Source organism: Salinibacter grassmerensis, from assembly GCF_947077765.1.
GTDB lineage: Bacteria > Bacteroidota > Rhodothermia > Rhodothermales > Salinibacteraceae > Salinibacter > Salinibacter grassmerensis.
This window is the reverse complement of the sequence record NZ_CAMTTF010000001.1, coordinates 691517-707350: the sequence shown is the minus strand read 5'-3', so window position 1 is coordinate 707350 and position 15834 is coordinate 691517. Positions and strand designations below refer to the sequence as shown.

Here is a 15834-nt window from a genome sequence, read left to right as displayed (position 1 = left end):
GAGCTCCTTCCTTACTGTAAACGTAAAACCCGCAGTGGGATGAAATGACCAAGATGTCCCCTCGCCCAAACACTTTAATCAAACTTCGTTCCACGTATCAGTTGAAGGCCCGGCCCGCAAGCACCAGCACGGAAAGCGCACTCGACAGGATCTGGGTCACGTTGGAGGCAATCTCGGTGTAGTTGATCTCCTGCTCCTGCTCGGGCTCGGGCTGCACCCGGATCACCGCCCCGTCGTCCACGACCGGCGCGCGCCGGAACCAGCCCGTGTTGACCTTGAACGTGGCACCGGATGCCTGGGTGAGGAACACATCCTGCGTGTTCTCGCGCGTGCCGCCGGCGCGACTGAGGTAGTAGTCCACGCGCCGCCCGTCTTCGTGCTTGATGAGCCCCTCGTTCGCCACGTTGCCCCGGATGGCCACGGTGTTCGGCTGGGTCGGGATGACAATCTCGTCGCCCGGGCGCAGGATCACATCCTCCGCCGGGTTCCCCCGCACGGCCCGCTCCATCTCAACGATAACCTGCTCGCCCTCCCGCTGCACCCGGAAGTCCTGGTCTGCCTGTGCCTCCGGCCGGACGAGCCGCCCGCCCTTTAGGTAGCCGGTCGGCAAGATGCCTCCGGCCCGCTGGATGACGTTGGAGAGCCGCTCGTTGTCGCGGAGCAGCGTGTACTCGCCCGGGTACTGCACCTCTCCCTGGACCGAGACGGTTTCCTGCGGCTGAAACGAGGGGTTCTTCCGGATGAAGATGCGGTCCCGGTGCTGCAGGTCAAAGTTGTCGGCGGCCTCCAGCGCACGGGCCGTATCCCGCACCGAGAAGTTCACGCTCTTGGGGTCCACGTCCCGGTCGACCAGGGGCACCTCCACCGTGCTGGCGCGCCGTCCCTCTCGCCCCTCCCGCTCTACCATCCGGGTCACACTCACCTGCCGGAGGGAGGCCCCCTCGGTGAACCCGTTCGCCTGCAGGATGGCGTCCTTGAGCGTCATGTTGTCCCGGAACGCGTAGCGGCCGGTGTCCTGCACCGCCCCACTGATCTGCACGAATTTCTCCTCCAGGCGCTCGAGGGTCGCCGGGTAGATGCGAATCTCATCTTCGGGGCGCAGTTTGCGATCCGCCATGCCTTCTCCCGCCAGCGCGTCGCCGAGGTGAAACGGAATCACCCGCTCCTCGTCGCCGTCGCTCGACACCCGAAACAGATCGGCCCGGCCCAGAAAAACCTTCTTGAGGTACTCGTCGTCGGTCAGCCCGCCGGCTTTGAGCAGAAGGTTCTGCACCGTCATGCCGGGGCGGTGGCGGTACGAGCCCGGATCGCGCACCTCTCCGGTGATGCGGACCTGACGGTCCGCCTCCATCTCACGGACGGACGCCACGTGCAGGCTGTCGCCCGGGCGGAGGACGACGTTCGACTGGGGTCGATCCTCCATCGCAGACTGGAGGTCGAGGGACTGACTCGTCTCGCGTAGGCTGTCGTTGATGCGCACGAGGGTGGCCTGCTCGCGGTAGGCGTCGCCCGTCAGCCCGTCCGCCTGCTCGATCAGGTCCTTGACGGTGCGCACCTGGCCCCCAATCTCGTACTGGCCCGGCTGGAGGACCGCCCCCGTGACCTCCGCGGCGTCAACGCGCGCCTTGACGGCCGGGGCCTGGGCCTCCGAGATGGACAGGACCTTGACGCGGTCGCCGTCGGCCAGGGGGACCTCCGCGGTGTCGGCGCGGGCCGCCTGTAGGTTGGCGTCGAGTACCTCACGGGCCACAGACGGGTCCTCCCGCTCGGCAAACGGCACGATGCGCTCGATCTGGAAGCGTTTCGTGTAGGCGTTCGGCTTGAGGCCGCCCGCGTAGTCGAGCAGGTCCGCCGCCGTCTCGTCCTCCCTCATCTCGTAGTACGCCGGGCGCTTCACGGGCCCGGTGATGGCGACGGTCTCTCCACGGGGTGGCACGAAGATGTAGTCGTTGCTCTGCAGCTGCACCGGGTCGGGACTGTATCCCCGCAGCAGGTAGTCGTATAGGTCAACGGTTTCGACGACCTCCCCGTCGCGGATGACGCTGATGTTGCGCAGGCTTCCGCGGCGCAGGGGCCCGCCCACGCTGTAAAGGGCGTTAAAGACGGTCGAGTAGCCGCTCACCACGTACCCGCCGGGTTGTGCCACCTCGCCGAGCACAAAGACCTGCGTGGGCCGCACACGGGTGAGCGTGAGGTCCATGAAGACCGTCGGCGGGTCGCTCGTAAGCCCCGAGTAGCTCTGGGACAGCCACTCCTTCATCTCCGTCCGCAGTTCCTTCAACGATTTGCCCGAGACCGTAAACTGGCCCACATTGGGCACCGTCACGCGCCCGCCCTGGTCGACCGGCAGCTCGTACGTAAACTCCGCTCCCCCCCACACGGTGAGGCGCAGCTCATCGTCCGGCCCCACGACGTAACCCCCATCGGCGGGCCCGCCCGGCTGGGGCGTAAAGGCCTCCGGGATGGTCTTAAACGTGTCGTAGCCGAAGTACGTGAGCGTATCCCGGTCCGCCCGGGTCGTGTCCCGGTCCGGAAGCTCCCCCTCCGGAAAAATCGTAAGGCGACGGCCCGTGGCCAAGGTCACCGTCGTGTCTCGGGTGGAGGCCCGTACGAAGAGGCTCCACGTGCCGTTGCTCGTGTCCTTCGGAACCGTAAAGTCGCCCCGCCACGTGCCGTTGATCACCGAGCCACGGACCCGCTGAACATTTTGCGCCTGCACCGAGTCGCCCCCCGCCGTAAGGAACCCCGGCTGGACCCGCCGGATCTGATTGCTGCTTCGCAGCGGCACGCGCACTTCGATGTCGCGGGGCAGCTGTCCCACTGAGATGCTGTCGGGGTCGATCTCGGGGGTGCCGGCCAGAACCGGGTAGGGTGGGTTGCGGGGAACCTGGCGCTGCCCCATTCCGACCCCCGTGGTATCTTGGCTTTGCCGCTGGCGGGCCGCCTGCAACAGAGACTGGATGCGCGCCTCCGGCACGCCCAGCTGTCGGGCCCGGCGGGCCGCCTGCTCTGGGTTGTTCGGGTCGATGCCGAGCTGGCGCAGGCGCTGCCGCGCCTCGTCGATCGTCATGCCCCGTTCCTCCAGCTCCTGTCGCGCCTCCTCCGGCAGCTCCTCGCGCTGCTGGGCCTGGGCCGGGCCGGGCGTAACGGCCAGGGCCGTCAGAAGAACACAAAGCACCGAAAGGATCCAGCGCATCGCAACGGCGATCGAATGATAGGGAGACCGGAAGGAGCCGAACAGCAGCCGCCGCACTATAACCGCGACGACGGCAGCGGGAGTAACCCGAAGGTAATTGGTAAGTGGCGCCGGGCAGAAAGGCGAACGCATCCGCGCCGTCCCCGACAGCTTTTTCGAATATTCGCCTCTACGCCGCTTCGTAGGCCGCCGGGCCGTCGCGCTTTGGGGCCGCCACCGATGGGAATGCCACTGCGGTTTTGAGCACGCTTGCCCGTCGTGCCGAGCACAAAGGGTAGTGCGCCACCGCACGGACACTGCAATGGTTCCTTCGGGGGGTTCTTTTCCGACGGATACTGCCCGGTCGACGGCCAACCACGGGCGGCACCCGAGAATTCCCCTGTCTTGACCTTTTGCTGCAAAAGAGTCGCGGGGCGTCCGGTCCACCTCTCTTGGCGAGAAGTTTCCGTCTCCCAATGCAGGAGGGAGTTGTCCCTTCACACGTGCCCCATGCTTCGAAGTCTAGCTACATGAGGTTCAGCTATATCTCATCCGGGAAGTCCGGAGCGAATTCCGAACGCCCCAGCTCTTCCGGCCCGAAGAACTGGACACGGTCGTTTTCGTCAACGACCCACACCTCTTCGGCCTCAGCCTCCAGGTACAACTCTCGCTTGGAGCGCATCTCGTCCCAATCATTCGAGCCGCTCATCACCTCGACGCAAACCTCCCGAGCAAGGGTCGTGGGGTCTCCGGTCTCTTTCATGTCCGTGAGCCGACCGTCGGACGCCCAGACCACGTCGGCCTGTTTTGTGCCCCCGCTGGTAGCAATTGCCAGTTCCTGGAACGCCTCGCCACCTGCAAGCAACCGGTCCAGCTTCTTTTGAACGGCCTTCTGCTGAAATGTGTGACGGTTCTTGCGTAGGCTCAGGGCGACCTGGCCTCTGTGGTTGGTCTCAACTTTGTAAGGGAGCCTACCGAGCAACGGGTCGCCCGCGATCTCTTGCCATCGCTTCTGGTGATCTTCAGCCTGCGTGGCTGCATGGGGCATGTTGACTTCTCCCCCGGCTAATCCAGCTGTCGCTTTGCGGGGGATTCTACCGTTCATCCAGCGGTGCCGACGACTTCAAACGCGTCGGTCTTATCCAGCTGTCCGGGTGCTTGAATTCGGGTCTGCCCGACCCTACTCAGGTTTTTTGCTGCGTTAACATCTCTGTCGTGATGAGCGCCGCATTCGTTGCACGTCCAGTCTCGCACGTCGAGAGGCTTCTTCCCGTCGACGTGGCCGCATTCAGAGCAGCGCTGGCTAGATGGAAACCATTTGTCAGAAACCACAAGAGTACGCCCGTACCACTCGCATTTATCTCGGAGCCGTCGGACAATCTGGCCCCATCCCGCCTGAGAGATATGACGGGCAAGGTTCTTGTTTTGCTGCATACTCTTCACCGACAGGTCTTCGACCACGATTATGTCAAAATTCTCCACGAGACGTGTGGTCAGCTTCTCGATGAAGTCCTTGCGTCGGTCTTGAATGCGCTGGTGGACCTTCGCCACGCGCTTTCTCTGCCGCTCCCAGTTGTTCGATCCTTTCTCTTTGCGGGAGAGTTTCTGTTGTTCGCGGCGAAGCCGCTCCTGTTCGTTCTCGAACCAGCGCGGATTCCCGACTTTCTCGCCCGTGGAGAGCGTCACGAGACTCTCGATACCAAGGTCCACTCCGACTGGCTTTAGGTCGCCATCCTCTCCGTTGACTCTCGGGAGAAGTTCGACTTCCTCGGTGCAGACGAAGCAGACGTGGTATTGGCCTGCGGCGTTTTTCGTGACGGTGCAACTGCTCGGCTGAGAGGGAAGCTCTCTGGACCACCGGATGTTGATCAGTCCGGGCATCTTCGAAAGACGGAGCTTCCGCTTCCCGTTCTCTTCTCGGATGTCGAACGCGGTGCCCACGTACCGAGCAGTCTGATCTCCTTTTTTCGACTTGAATGATGGGTACTCCGCCCGGCCCTCAAAGAAGTTGGTGAACGCCTGATTCAAGTTCCGAAGGCTTTGTTGGAGCGTGACCGCACTGACCTCCGACAGCCACTTGGTCTCGTCCTCCTTCTTCTTGGAGGTGAGTCGGCTGGAGAGACCCGTGAACGAAAGGGACTCTTCGTCCTGATAGTACGCCTTTGTTTTGGTCTCAAGCGCCCAGTTGTACACCCATCGGCTACACCCGAACGTACGGGCGAGTTCAGCTTTTTGCGCCTCGCTTGGATACAGGCGGTATCGGTATGTGCGCTTGATCTCGTTTCTCATTGTTTTATCAACAATAACCGTGGGTTGATAGGGTTTCGAAGAGCGCGTGTCCGGCCCGCTCTTCGCCTACGAGAAGGGTTTTCTGCAGGCCGGCTAAAGCCGGGAATCCTTGTAGCGACAGCTTCCTAGCCCTTCCCGCGCTCTACCTAATACTATAGAGTAGCTGACTGTTTGAGGCACTGCGGAAACGCAAGCGTAGCGGGCTGGGTTCTCAGTCAGCCCCAGGTCTAAACCCATTCCCCTACGCAGAAGCTCTACGGCCAAGTCAGCGCCAATGGGTGCGCCTTCGCGGTTGGACACGAACGCACCGCAAGGTAGTCAGAGACCCCTGACGCGAAGACAATGCTGGCGGCCGGTAAGCTGCTCTCGTGGGAGCTCGTTGGGGGATCAGGGTCAGTCCTCCACGACCGCTGTCAGAATGCGATCAGCCTCGGAGGGGCCAGGAGGCGCGACGAAGATAATGGATCAAACGGACGCAAATGGCGCCTTCGGGGTGCCCTTCTCCGTACCAATCCGCTCGCAGAACCGATCCAGCTGCGCCGTCCACGTCGTGGCCGGCAGGTCAAAGGCGGCCCGTGCGCGGCTGGAGTCAAGCACGGTGTAGGCCGGACGGGGAGCGGCCGTGTCGTACGCGTCCGACGAGACGGGCTCGACCGCCACGTCCGTACGGCCAAACTGCGCGAAGACCGCCCGGGCGAAGCCGTACCAGCTCGTCTGGCCGGTCCCGGCAAGGTGGTAGCACCCTGCCTTGGACGCGCCCTCGGCCCCAAGAAGGGAGTTGCAGATCGTGGTCGTCGCCTCGGCGAGCCAGCCCGCCCAGGTCGGCACGCCAAGCTGGTCGTCCACCACGGTCAGCCGGTCGGTGTCGTCGGCCAGGCGCAGCATGGTCCGCACGAAGTTCGAGCGGCGGCGGCTGTACATCCAGCTCGTGCGCAGGATGACGTGGCGCCCGCCGACCGCCTGGATGGCCGCCTCCCCGTCCCGCTTCGTTCGGCTGTACACGTTGATGGGGTTCGGGGCGTCGTCTTCGGTGTACGGGGCACGTTTCGTCCCGTCAAACACGTAGTCCGTGGAGTAGTGCACCAGCCAGGCCCCCGTCGTCTGGGCCGCCTCGGCCAGCACGCGGGGCGCCTCGGCGTTGATGGCGGCGGCGCGGCGCGGCGCGTCTTCGGCCCCGTCCACGTCGGTGTAGGCCGCCGCGTTCACGATGAGGTCCGGACCGATCTCGTCGACGGCCCGACGGATGGCGTCCGGGACCCTGAGGTCCACCGCGGCTCGGCCTGGCGTGTGCACCGCGCCGAGCGGCGCGAGGGTGCACCTGAGTTCGTGGCCCACCTGGCCGGTGGCGCCGAGCAGTAGAATGGAGGCGGTCGCGTCGGGCATTGCGGGTCGAACTTATCGAACGGCGTCGAACCGAAGGGCCTCGCGGGGCATCGCGTCCAGCGTGGAGGCCCCCGCATCCTTCTCCGAGAGAACGGGATCGTTCACCGGCCAGTCGATGTCGAGGGCCGGGTCGTCCCACCGAATCGTCCGGTCGGCCTCCGGGTGGTAGAAGTCGGTGCACTTGTAGTGGAAGAGGACGTCGCCGCTCGTCGCCACGAAGCCGTGGGCGTACCCCTCCGGCACGTACAGCTGCCGCGCGTTCTCTGCCGACAGGACCTGCCCCTCCCACGCCCCAAACGTGTCCGCATCGGCCCGCACGTTGACAACGACGTCGTAGACGGCCCCCTTCAGCACCGAGATCAGTTTTCCCTGCGGCCGGGGGTTCTGGAAGTGCAGCCCCCGGAGCACCCCCTCGCGGGACCGGGACAGGTTGTCCTGAACGAAGGTGACGTCGAGGCCCTGGTGCCCGTAGTCTCGAGCGTTCCAGAGTTCGGCGAACGAGCCGCGATCGTCCGTGTAGACGTCCGGTTCGATAAGGCGCACGCCGGGGAGGGTGGTCTCGGAAACAGTCATCGGACGGCAGGGCGAGACAGAAAGAATGCTAGGTGGAAGTGGGCGTGGTGTCGCTCCGGACTCGCTCCACGAGGTCGAGCAGGTACTGGCCGTAGGCGTTGTTGTCCATCGATCGGCCGATCCGCACCACGTCATCGGCCTCGATCCAGCCCTGGGTCCAGGCCACTTCCTCCGGACAGCTGATCTTCAGGCCCTGGCGCTCCTCGATCGTCTGCACGAAGTTGGCCGCCTGGAGCAGCGAGTCGTGCGTGCCGGTGTCGAGCCACGCCATGCCCCGCCCCAGGGTTTCGACCTGGAGCTCGTCCCGCTGGAGGTAGTGCCGGTTCACGTCCGTAATCTCCAGCTCGCCTCGACCCGAGGGCTCCAGGCCCGCAGCGACGTCGACGACGCCCGCGTCGTAAAAGTAAAGCCCGGTGACTGCGTAGTTGGACGGGGGCACGTCGGGCTTCTCCTCTATAGCGAGAGCCCGGCCCGCCTCGTCGAAGTCCACGACCCCGTAGCGCTCCGGATCGTTCACGTAGTAGGCAAACACGGTCCCGCCCGACGGCTGCCCGGAGGCGCGGCGCAGCTTCTCGCCCAGTCCGCCCCCGTGGAAAATGTTGTCGCCGAGGATGAGGCACACGTCGTCGCCGTCGATGAAGTCCGCTCCGATCGTGAACGCCTGCGCGATGCCCTTCGGCTCCGGCTGCTCGGCGTACCGGAGGTTGAGCCCCCACTGCGCCCCGTCGCCCAGCAGGTCCTCAAACCGGGGCAGATCTTTGGGCGTCGAGATGAGCAGGATGTCCCGGATGCCCGCCCGCATCAGCGTCGAGAGCGGGTAGTACACCATCGGCTTGTCGTAGACGGGCAGCAGCTGTTTGCTCACCGCCCGGGTGGCCGGGTATAGCCGCGTGCCGGCGCCGCCGGCGAGGAGGATGCCCTTCCGAGTGCGGGCCGTGTTGTGTGCGTCGCTACTCATGTCGTTCACGCTATTCAGCGATGAGAAGACCTCTCGTCACGGCACGTGATGCGCGAATGTCCGGAGCGGCTTTTCCCCGTCTCACAATACACGGTTCCCATGTCAACTCACGTCTCCTGTCGACTCCTCGTCGGCGTTTGCCCCAACAGCCTCCACCCAGCCCCGGTGCTCCACGTACCAGTCGACCGTCCGGCGCAGGCCCTCTTCAAAAGGCACCTGCGGCGCCCACCCCAGGTCCGACTCGACCTTGCTCGCGTCGATGGCGTAGCGCCAGTCGTGCCCCGGCCGGTCCTCCACGAACGTGATCAGGTCGTGGTGGCTTCTGGTATCAAGAGCGCCACTCGGGGGCCGCGCCTCGTCGAGAATGTCGCAAATCTGTCGGACGACCGCAATGTTCTCCCGCTCCTGATCGCCGCCGACGTTGTACGTTTCTCCCACCTCTCCATCTGTTAGCACGCGCAGTAGCGCCCGCACGTGGTCCTCCACGTAGAGCCAGTCGCGCACGTTCTCGCCGGTGCCGTAGACCGGAATGGGCGCCCCGTCCAGCGCGCTGCGGATGACGACCGGAATGAGCTTCTCCGGGTGCTGACGCGGGCCGTAGTTGTTCGAGCAGTTGGTGATGAGGACCGGCAGGCCGTAGGTGCGCTGCCACGCCCGAGCGAGATGGTCGGCCCCGGCCTTGCTGGCCGAATACGGGGAGCTCGGGTCGTAGGGGGTCTCCTCGGTAAACGCGCCGGTCTCGCCGAGCTCCCCGTACACCTCGTCGGTTGAAACGTGGAGGAAGCGAAATCTCTCGGGCCTGCCCTGGTCCTCCCAGTAAGTCCGCGCCGCCTCCAGTAGCACCTGCGTGCCCACCACGTTCGTCTGCACGAAGGCGGCCGGGCCATCGATGGAGCGGTCCACGTGCGACTCGGCCGCGAGGTGAATTACCCCGCCGGGCTCGTGCTCGCGGAAAAGGCGGTGCATGGCCGGGGCGTCGGTGATGTCCTCCACCTCAAAGTGGTGACGGGGGTGGCCTGTGACCGGCGCGAGGTTCTCGCGGTGCCCGGCGTAGGTGAGGGCGTCGACCGTGACGACGGTCGCCTCGGTCTCTTGGATCAGGTGGCGCACCACCGCCGAGCCGATAAAGCCGGCCCCGCCGGTCACGAAGAGAGTATCGTTCATGCGAGCAAAATGGTTATGGGGATGACGGGTCGACCCTCTACAGCCAGACTAGCGAAATGATGCCCACCGACGTGCCCATCACCAGCAGGGTGACCGGCCAGCCCACGCGGGCGTAGTCGCTGAACCGGTACCCCCCCGGTGCCATCACCATCAGGTTCGTCTGGTACCCGATGGGCGTGAGGAAGCTCGCGGAGGCCGCCACGGCCACGAGGACCCCAAAGGCAATGGGCGGAGCCCCGAGGCTCGACGCCGCGGCCATCGCGATGGGTAGCATCAGCACCGCCGCGGCGTTATTCGTGATGATTTCGGTCAGGAGGTTGGTCAAGAGGTAGAGGGCCACGAGGACGGCCACAGGCCCGATCGGCTCGGCGACGGAAAGCACGCCCTGGGCCGCCGCCGTCGCGAGGCCCGTGGTCTCGATGGCCGTCCCAATGCCCAGTGCCGCCGCAATCACAACCAGCACCTGCACGTTGAGCGCCCGCTGCGCCTCCGCCACCCGGATGCACCCGGCCAGGATCATGAGGAGGGCCGCGATGAAGGCGGCCGTGACGATGGGCACCAGGCCCGTCGCCGCCGCGAGCACCATCGCGCCCGTCAGGCCCAGGGCGATCGGCGCCCACCCCGACCGATCCGTCTCCTCATCATCTTCGGGTGCCCCGCTCCGGCGCGCCCGGCCGTCGCGGGGCGCCACGAGGTAAAACTCCTCCCGGCTCCCGCTGCTCCACCGCTCCTCGAAGTCGTCCGGCGCCTCCACGATCAGCAGGTCGCCCGCCTGCAGCTCCGTCGTGCCCACCGGGCTCGTCACCGGCTCGTCCTGGCGCTGGATGCCGAGGACGACGCCCTGGTATTGCTCGCGGAAGTTCGCCTCCCCGAGCGTGGTGCCCACGAGGTCCGAGGACTCGGCAATGACCGCCTCGTAGAGCGGCAGGGTTTCGTAGCGGGCCGGGGCGCCGTGGGCCCCGTCCGGGTGGGGCAGGGTCCGCGTGAGGCCCCGGCGCCCCAAAAGCCGCTCGCGTGCGGCCAGGCTGCCGTTGAAGGCCAGGATGTCGCCCTGTTCGAGGGTGCGGTCCGGGCGGCCCTGCAGCACCTCCTCTCCCCGGCGGACGTGCGTCAGGTAGGCGTCGCCGAGGTCGCGCAGGCCCGCCTCGGCCACCGTCTGGCCCACGATGGAGGACGGCGCGGTCACCGTGACCTCGAACATGTTCTGGCCCAGCTGCCGCTCGGCCGCCGGGGCGGAGGCGCCGCGGTCCGGCAGCAGCCGATGACCCCCCAGGACAAAATAGGCAATCACGACCAGGGCCGCGGGGACGCCGACCCAGGTAACATCGAACAGGTGGAGCGGCTCGTAGCCCTCCGCCTCCATCAGGCCCGCCACGATGAGGTTCGTGGAGGTCCCGATGAGCGTCATCATGCCCCCGGTGATGGCCGCATAGGAGAGCGGGATCATCAGCTTCGAGGCGGGGATGTCCTGCGCATCGGCCCATTCCTGCAGGCGCGGCGTGAGCATCGCCACGATGGGCGTGTTGTTGAGCAGCCCGGACAGGACGGAGGTCGGCACCATGAAGCGGGCCAGAACGGGGCCGAGCCGCGTGGTGTCGGGAAAGAGCACCCGGTCAAGCCTCGAGAGGGCATTCGTCTGTTGCACGCCCCCGGCCACCACATAGAGGGCGCCCACGGTGAGGACGGCGGAGTTGGAAAACCCGGCGAAGGCCTCCCCCGGCGACACGACGCCCGTGACGAGCAGCACCGCGAGGCCGCTCAGCAGCACGAGGTCCGGCCGTCCCACATCTGCCATCAGTGCCCCGACCAGTCCGACCACCACGGCAACGGTGATCCAGGCATTGAGGCCGAGACTGCCAAGCGAACCCACGAGAAGGACTATCGAATGAGAAGCGAAACGCGGTCAGTTTCTCAAAGAAGTTGAAAAAACCTTTTTGGTCGAAGTGGTGTGCTTCTCAAAGAAACTGGGAGAAGACGGAGCGGAGCTGTTCAATCTCATCGAGTCGGTGTTGAATCGCCTCGTATACAATGTCACGGTCAATGTCGAGGTAGTCGTGCACGAGCGCGTCCCGCAATCCAACCATATCGGTCCATTGCTCGCGCATCTCCTCCCCGATCAGTCCTTCGGACTCGAAGATGTCGGGCAAATCCTGAGCCCGTTCCACGGCCCCGAGGTTCTCATCGACGACCACGTGGCTGGCTATATCGTTGATAGATTCAATCGACAACTGCAGAAATCGCTCAGCACTTCCGTAGAGGCAGGGGTCTTCGACGAACTCCGAGCGCGAGTACTATTGCGTCGTCCTCAGAATATCGAGGTACTCGCTGAGCTTCTGCAGCCGGCGCCGGATCACGTTTGGGTCAACCATGGGCCTTCTCTCGCAGGCGTTCTTTGAGGGCCTTGCGCTGCCGCCGGAAGTGGGGCTCAAAATCCCAGCACATGCGAGCGACCTTCGAAAAGAAGCGACCGTGATGGAAGTCGTCCCGGGCATAGAGAAGAACATTCGGCCGCACAGCCTCAAACTGCAGCACGAGGGGGGCGCCGTTGAGCACGACGAGGTCGATCCAGTCCCGCTCCGCCGCCTCCATGCAGTCGGTGACGAGCGGGACCTTGTCGTCGGTGACGAGCGGGACCTTGTCGTCGGTGGGCTTCCACCGATCGGAATCGACGACGATGCCGAGATCAAGGTCGCTGCGGTCTCGTTCGCGATCGCCCGCGACGAATCCGAAGACGTATGCCGCCCGCACGGCAGGGTGATCCGCAAAGACATTTCGGAGCCGATCCGCAGTGGTCTCGGAAAGCATGACGGCGGGGAGTCTGAGACAAGGGGGAGTCTGTCGACCTGAACGAAGCGTCCCCAGGAAAGATCACTGCCCCGTCCGTCCCCCCCCCAGTCGGTTAGACAATGCCGCGCGCTTCGAGGGCCTCGACGATCTGATCGGCGCACGCGTCCACGTCGTTCTCGTCGGTATCGACCACCACGTCCGGGTCCGCCGGGGCCTCGTAGGGCGCCGAGACGCCGGTAAAGTTGGCGATCTCGCCGGCCTCGGCCTTCGCGTAGAGACCCTTCGTGTCCCGCTCTTTGCACACCTCCAGCGGGCAGTCGACGTGCACCTCCAGGAAGCGGTCTCTTACGTCCTCCGGCAGCAGCTCCTTCGCGCTGTCCCGGTCCTCCTGGTAGGGCGAGACGAACGAGCAGAGCGTCACGTTGCCCTGCTCGAAGAAGAGCCGCGCCACCTCGCTCACCCGGCGGATGTTTTCCTTCCGGTCGGCGGGCGCAAAGCCGAGGTCGCCACTCAGGCCGTGCCGCACGTTGTCCCCGTCGAGCATCATCGTCTGCACGTCCGCATCGAACAGGCGCTCCTCCACCGCCTTCGCGATGGTGGACTTGCCGGCACCGGACAGGCCCGTCAGCCACACGACGCCGGCCTTGTGGCCGTTTTGCTTCTCGCGCTCCTCCCGCGGAATCTGGAGCCCCTCCCACACCACGTTCGGGGAGCTCTGCGGCTCGTCCTCCGTCTGCGGCTCCGCGTGCTCGCCGAACGGCGTCACGTCCTCGGCCACGCCCCGAATCATGCCGGCGGCCACCGTGTCGTTGGTGTCCGGGTCGATGAGAATGAAGCTGCCCGTCGCCCGGTTGAGCTTGTACGGATCGACGAACAGGGGATCGGCGGTCTCGATCTCGACCCGTCCGATGTCGTTAAGCTCAAAGGTGTCGGCCTCCTCCCGGTGGAAGGTCTCCACGTTCGTCCGGTACACAATCTTCGACACGTAGGCCTGCGTGCGGCGCGTGGTGTGCTGCAGGACGTAGGGGCGGTCCTGGCGCATACCCTCCTCGTTCATCCAGCAGAGGTCGGCGTCCAGCTGCCGCGTCACGTCCGGCTTGTTGCGGCTCCGCACGATCATCGACCCACGGCTGACATCGATCTCGTCTTCCAGCGAGAGGACCACCGACTCGCCGGGCCCCGCCTCGTCGAGGTCGCCATCCAGGGTCGTGACCGCGTCCACCTCCGAGGTGTACCCGGACGGGAGCACTGTAATCTCTTCTCCCGGCCGCACCTTTCCGGACGCCACCTGCCCGGCGAAGCCCCGGAAGTCTTGGTGGGGCCGGATCGTGGTCTGGACCGGGAACCGGAAGTCCACCTGGTTGCGCGTCGATTCCGTCCGGACGCTCTCCAGTCGGTGCAGGAGGGTCGACCCCTCGTACCACGGCATGTTATCGGAGTGGTGCACCACGTTGTCGCCCTTCAGGGCCGAGATCGGGACGAAGGTGATGTCCTGCACGTCCAGGTTGTCGGCGAAGGCCTCATACTCGGCCACGATCTCACGGAAACGTTCCTCGCTGTAGCCGACCAGATCCATCTTGTTAACCGCCACGATGACGTGGGGGATCTGCAGCAGCGAGGTGATGAAACCGTGCCGCCGCGTCTGCTCCAGCACCCCGTTCCGGGCGTCGATCAGCTCCACGGCCAGCTCCGCCGTCGAGGCGCCGGTGACCATGTTGCGGGTGTACTGCTCGTGCCCCGGCGTGTCGGCAATAATGAACTTGCGCTCCGGCGTGGAGAAGTACCGGTAGGCCACGTCGATCGTGATGCCCTGCTCGCGCTCCGCGCTAAGGCCGTCGGTCAGGAGCGCCAGCTCCAGCTCTTCGTCGTCCCGCTGGGTGTTGCGCTCGATCTCCTCCATCTTCTCCTCGAAGATCTCCTGCGTGTCGTACATGAGGCGCCCGATGAGCGTGCTCTTGCCGTCGTCGACGCTTCCCGCGGTCGTAAACCGCAATACATCCATGTCCTGCGTCTCCATCAGATCAGTGTCGATTGTCGAGATGCGAATGTCGAGTTGTGGGGTCGTGCCTTCGGGCCGCGCGCACTGGCCGATGCATGAGACCGGCCGATGCCACCTGGCCCTCCCAACGCCCAAATTAGGCGGTGGCCGTAATGTCCCGGGGCCTAAAAGTAGCCTTCGCGCTTGCGTTCTTCCATGGCCGCTTCCGCGCGCTGGTCGTCGGCCCGGGCCCCGCGCTCGGCCTGCTGCGTCGTGGCCACTTCCGCGATCACCTCGTCGAGCGTCGTCGCCGTCGACTCCACCGCGCCGGTGCAGGTCATGTCCCCAATCGTCCGGAAGCGGACCATCTTCTCCACGTAGTGCTCGTCCGCCCGCAGATCATTGTAGGGCGACTTCGGAAGCAGCACGCCGTCCCGCTCGAACATCGTGCGCTCGTGGGCCAGATACAGACTCGGAATCTCAACGCCCTCCTGCTGGATGTACTGCCACACGTCCAGCTCCGTCCAGTTACTGAGGGGGAAGGCGCGGAAGTGCTCGCCCTGCCGGCTCCGGCCGTTGTACAGGTTCCAGAGCTCCGGGCGCTGGTTCTTCGGGTCCCAGTTCCCGAATCGGTCCCGGTGGGAGAAGAAGCGCTCCTTGGCCCGCGCCTTCTCTTCGTCCCGGCGCGCCCCGCCCAGGGCCGCGTCGAAGCCCTGCTCTTCAATCGTGTCGAGCAATGTCACGATCTGGAGCTTGTTGCGGCTCGCATCCGGCCCCTGCTCCTCCTTCGCCCGGCCCGACTCGATGGTCTCCTCCACGCTGCCCACGATCAGGTCCAAGCCATGCTTCTCCATCAGGTTGTCCCGGAATTCGATCGTCTCCGGGAAGTTGTGGCCCGTGTCCACGTGAAGAATCGGAAACGGCACCTTCGCCGGATAGAACGCCTTCCGGGCCAGGTGGATCATGGTGAGCGAGTCCTTCCCCCCACTGAACATGAGGACGGGATTGTCGAACTGGGCCACAGTCTCCCGCATGACGTGAATCGCCTCCGACTCCAGCCAGTCGAGGTGCTCGGAGGTGTCGTTGGAAATGGGCATGATGTGTAGCGCAGGGCTTCTGAAAGAGTCAGGCGCGAGGGGACGCGCCGTACAGAAAAGGGCGTACCGGGGCACATTCGGGGACGTCCGTCCCTCTTACCCCCCAGGAGCATCAAGGCCTATGCCGCAGGTGGGTTTTTCCGCGGTGCAGAGAGCGTCCCATGAGGTACGAAATATACAGGGCGCGTCGGGCGTGATGCCATTGGAAATGATACAAACCACGCGTGAACGTCGGGAACACGATCCGGAAAAGCAATGCCTACCTTGAGTCATTGATGCCTCACACTGCCCACGACGCGGGCCGAACGGGCCTTGATCCGTCGTTTTTTCACGTGGCGACGCTCCCAACGTCCAGTTTCGACTTTGCCGGACACTTTTTTATGTTACGTTTAGATACCCAAAAATTAATTTTCCATTCACCCAACCCGGC

General features: G+C 65.0%; 11 protein-coding genes and 1 pseudogene. All 12 read right to left on the bottom strand.

Going from position 1 to position 15834, the window contains the following annotated elements:
- Nucleotides 1-97 precede the first annotated feature (97 nt).
- Entirely contained in the window at nucleotides 98-3196 is a 3099-nt protein-coding gene (locus OJB03_RS02640; RefSeq protein ID WP_263784983.1) for an SLBB domain-containing protein, read from the bottom strand.
- A 520-nt stretch (nucleotides 3197-3716) separates the two neighbouring features.
- Nucleotides 3717-4223 (bottom strand): Uma2 family endonuclease, encoded by a 507-nt coding sequence (locus tag OJB03_RS02635; protein ID WP_263784981.1) that lies wholly within the window; start codon nucleotides 4221-4223, stop codon nucleotides 3717-3719.
- A gap of 53 nt (nucleotides 4224-4276) precedes the next feature.
- Nucleotides 4277-5464: an RNA-guided endonuclease InsQ/TnpB family protein gene (locus OJB03_RS02630; protein ID WP_263784978.1), complete on the bottom strand. Its 1188-nt coding sequence runs from the start codon at nucleotides 5462-5464 to the stop codon at nucleotides 4277-4279.
- Nucleotides 5465-5929: 465 nt separating this feature from the next.
- A complete protein-coding gene (gene rfbD, locus OJB03_RS02625) occupies nucleotides 5930-6847 on the bottom strand; it encodes a dTDP-4-dehydrorhamnose reductase (protein WP_263784977.1) in 918 nt (305 codons plus the stop codon).
- A 12-nt stretch (nucleotides 6848-6859) separates the two neighbouring features.
- Nucleotides 6860-7420 (bottom strand): dTDP-4-dehydrorhamnose 3,5-epimerase, encoded by a 561-nt coding sequence (rfbC, locus tag OJB03_RS02620; RefSeq protein ID WP_263784975.1) that lies wholly within the window; start codon nucleotides 7418-7420, stop codon nucleotides 6860-6862.
- 28 nt (nucleotides 7421-7448) lie between these two features.
- Nucleotides 7449-8378: a glucose-1-phosphate thymidylyltransferase RfbA gene (gene rfbA, locus OJB03_RS02615; RefSeq protein ID WP_263784973.1), complete on the bottom strand. Its 930-nt coding sequence runs from the start codon at nucleotides 8376-8378 to the stop codon at nucleotides 7449-7451.
- A gap of 102 nt (nucleotides 8379-8480) precedes the next feature.
- Nucleotides 8481-9542: a dTDP-glucose 4,6-dehydratase gene (gene rfbB, locus OJB03_RS02610; RefSeq protein ID WP_263784972.1), complete on the bottom strand. Its 1062-nt coding sequence runs from the start codon at nucleotides 9540-9542 to the stop codon at nucleotides 8481-8483.
- A 37-nt stretch (nucleotides 9543-9579) separates the two neighbouring features.
- Nucleotides 9580-11412 carry an SLC13 family permease gene (locus OJB03_RS02605; protein WP_263784970.1) on the bottom strand — a complete coding sequence of 611 codons (1833 nt, stop codon included), beginning with the start codon at nucleotides 11410-11412 and terminating at the stop codon, nucleotides 9580-9582.
- A gap of 85 nt (nucleotides 11413-11497) precedes the next feature.
- A pseudogene (hepT, locus tag OJB03_RS02600) lies at nucleotides 11498-11818 on the bottom strand (type VII toxin-antitoxin system HepT family RNase toxin); the annotation flags it as partial.
- Nucleotides 11819-11903: 85 nt separating this feature from the next.
- Nucleotides 11904-12347, bottom strand: a complete 444-nt coding sequence (mntA, locus tag OJB03_RS02595; RefSeq protein ID WP_263784968.1) for a type VII toxin-antitoxin system MntA family adenylyltransferase antitoxin — start codon at nucleotides 12345-12347, stop codon at nucleotides 11904-11906.
- A 94-nt stretch (nucleotides 12348-12441) separates the two neighbouring features.
- A complete protein-coding gene (cysN, locus tag OJB03_RS02590; protein WP_423816354.1) occupies nucleotides 12442-14361 on the bottom strand; it encodes a sulfate adenylyltransferase subunit CysN in 1920 nt (639 codons plus the stop codon).
- Nucleotides 14362-14492: 131 nt separating this feature from the next.
- Entirely contained in the window at nucleotides 14493-15404 is a 912-nt protein-coding gene (cysD, locus tag OJB03_RS02585; RefSeq protein ID WP_263784965.1) for a sulfate adenylyltransferase subunit CysD, read from the bottom strand.
- Between the last annotated feature and the right edge of the window lie 430 nt (nucleotides 15405-15834).

Coding starts and splice junctions, on each gene's coding strand:
- OJB03_RS02640 (WP_263784983.1), bottom strand. CDS start 3,196: ATGCGCTGGATCCTTTCGGTGCTTTGTGTTCTTCTGACGGCCCTGGCC.
- OJB03_RS02635 (WP_263784981.1), bottom strand. CDS start 4,223: ATGCCCCATGCAGCCACGCAGGCTGAAGATCACCAGAAGCGATGGCAA.
- OJB03_RS02630 (WP_263784978.1), bottom strand. CDS start 5,464: ATGAGAAACGAGATCAAGCGCACATACCGATACCGCCTGTATCCAAGC.
- rfbD (WP_263784977.1), bottom strand. CDS start 6,847: ATGCCCGACGCGACCGCCTCCATTCTACTGCTCGGCGCCACCGGCCAG.
- rfbC (WP_263784975.1), bottom strand. CDS start 7,420: ATGACTGTTTCCGAGACCACCCTCCCCGGCGTGCGCCTTATCGAACCG.
- rfbA (WP_263784973.1), bottom strand. CDS start 8,378: ATGAGTAGCGACGCACACAACACGGCCCGCACTCGGAAGGGCATCCTC.
- rfbB (WP_263784972.1), bottom strand. CDS start 9,542: ATGAACGATACTCTCTTCGTGACCGGCGGGGCCGGCTTTATCGGCTCG.
- mntA (WP_263784968.1), bottom strand. CDS start 12,347: ATGCTTTCCGAGACCACTGCGGATCGGCTCCGAAATGTCTTTGCGGAT.
- cysD (WP_263784965.1), bottom strand. CDS start 15,404: ATGCCCATTTCCAACGACACCTCCGAGCACCTCGACTGGCTGGAGTCG.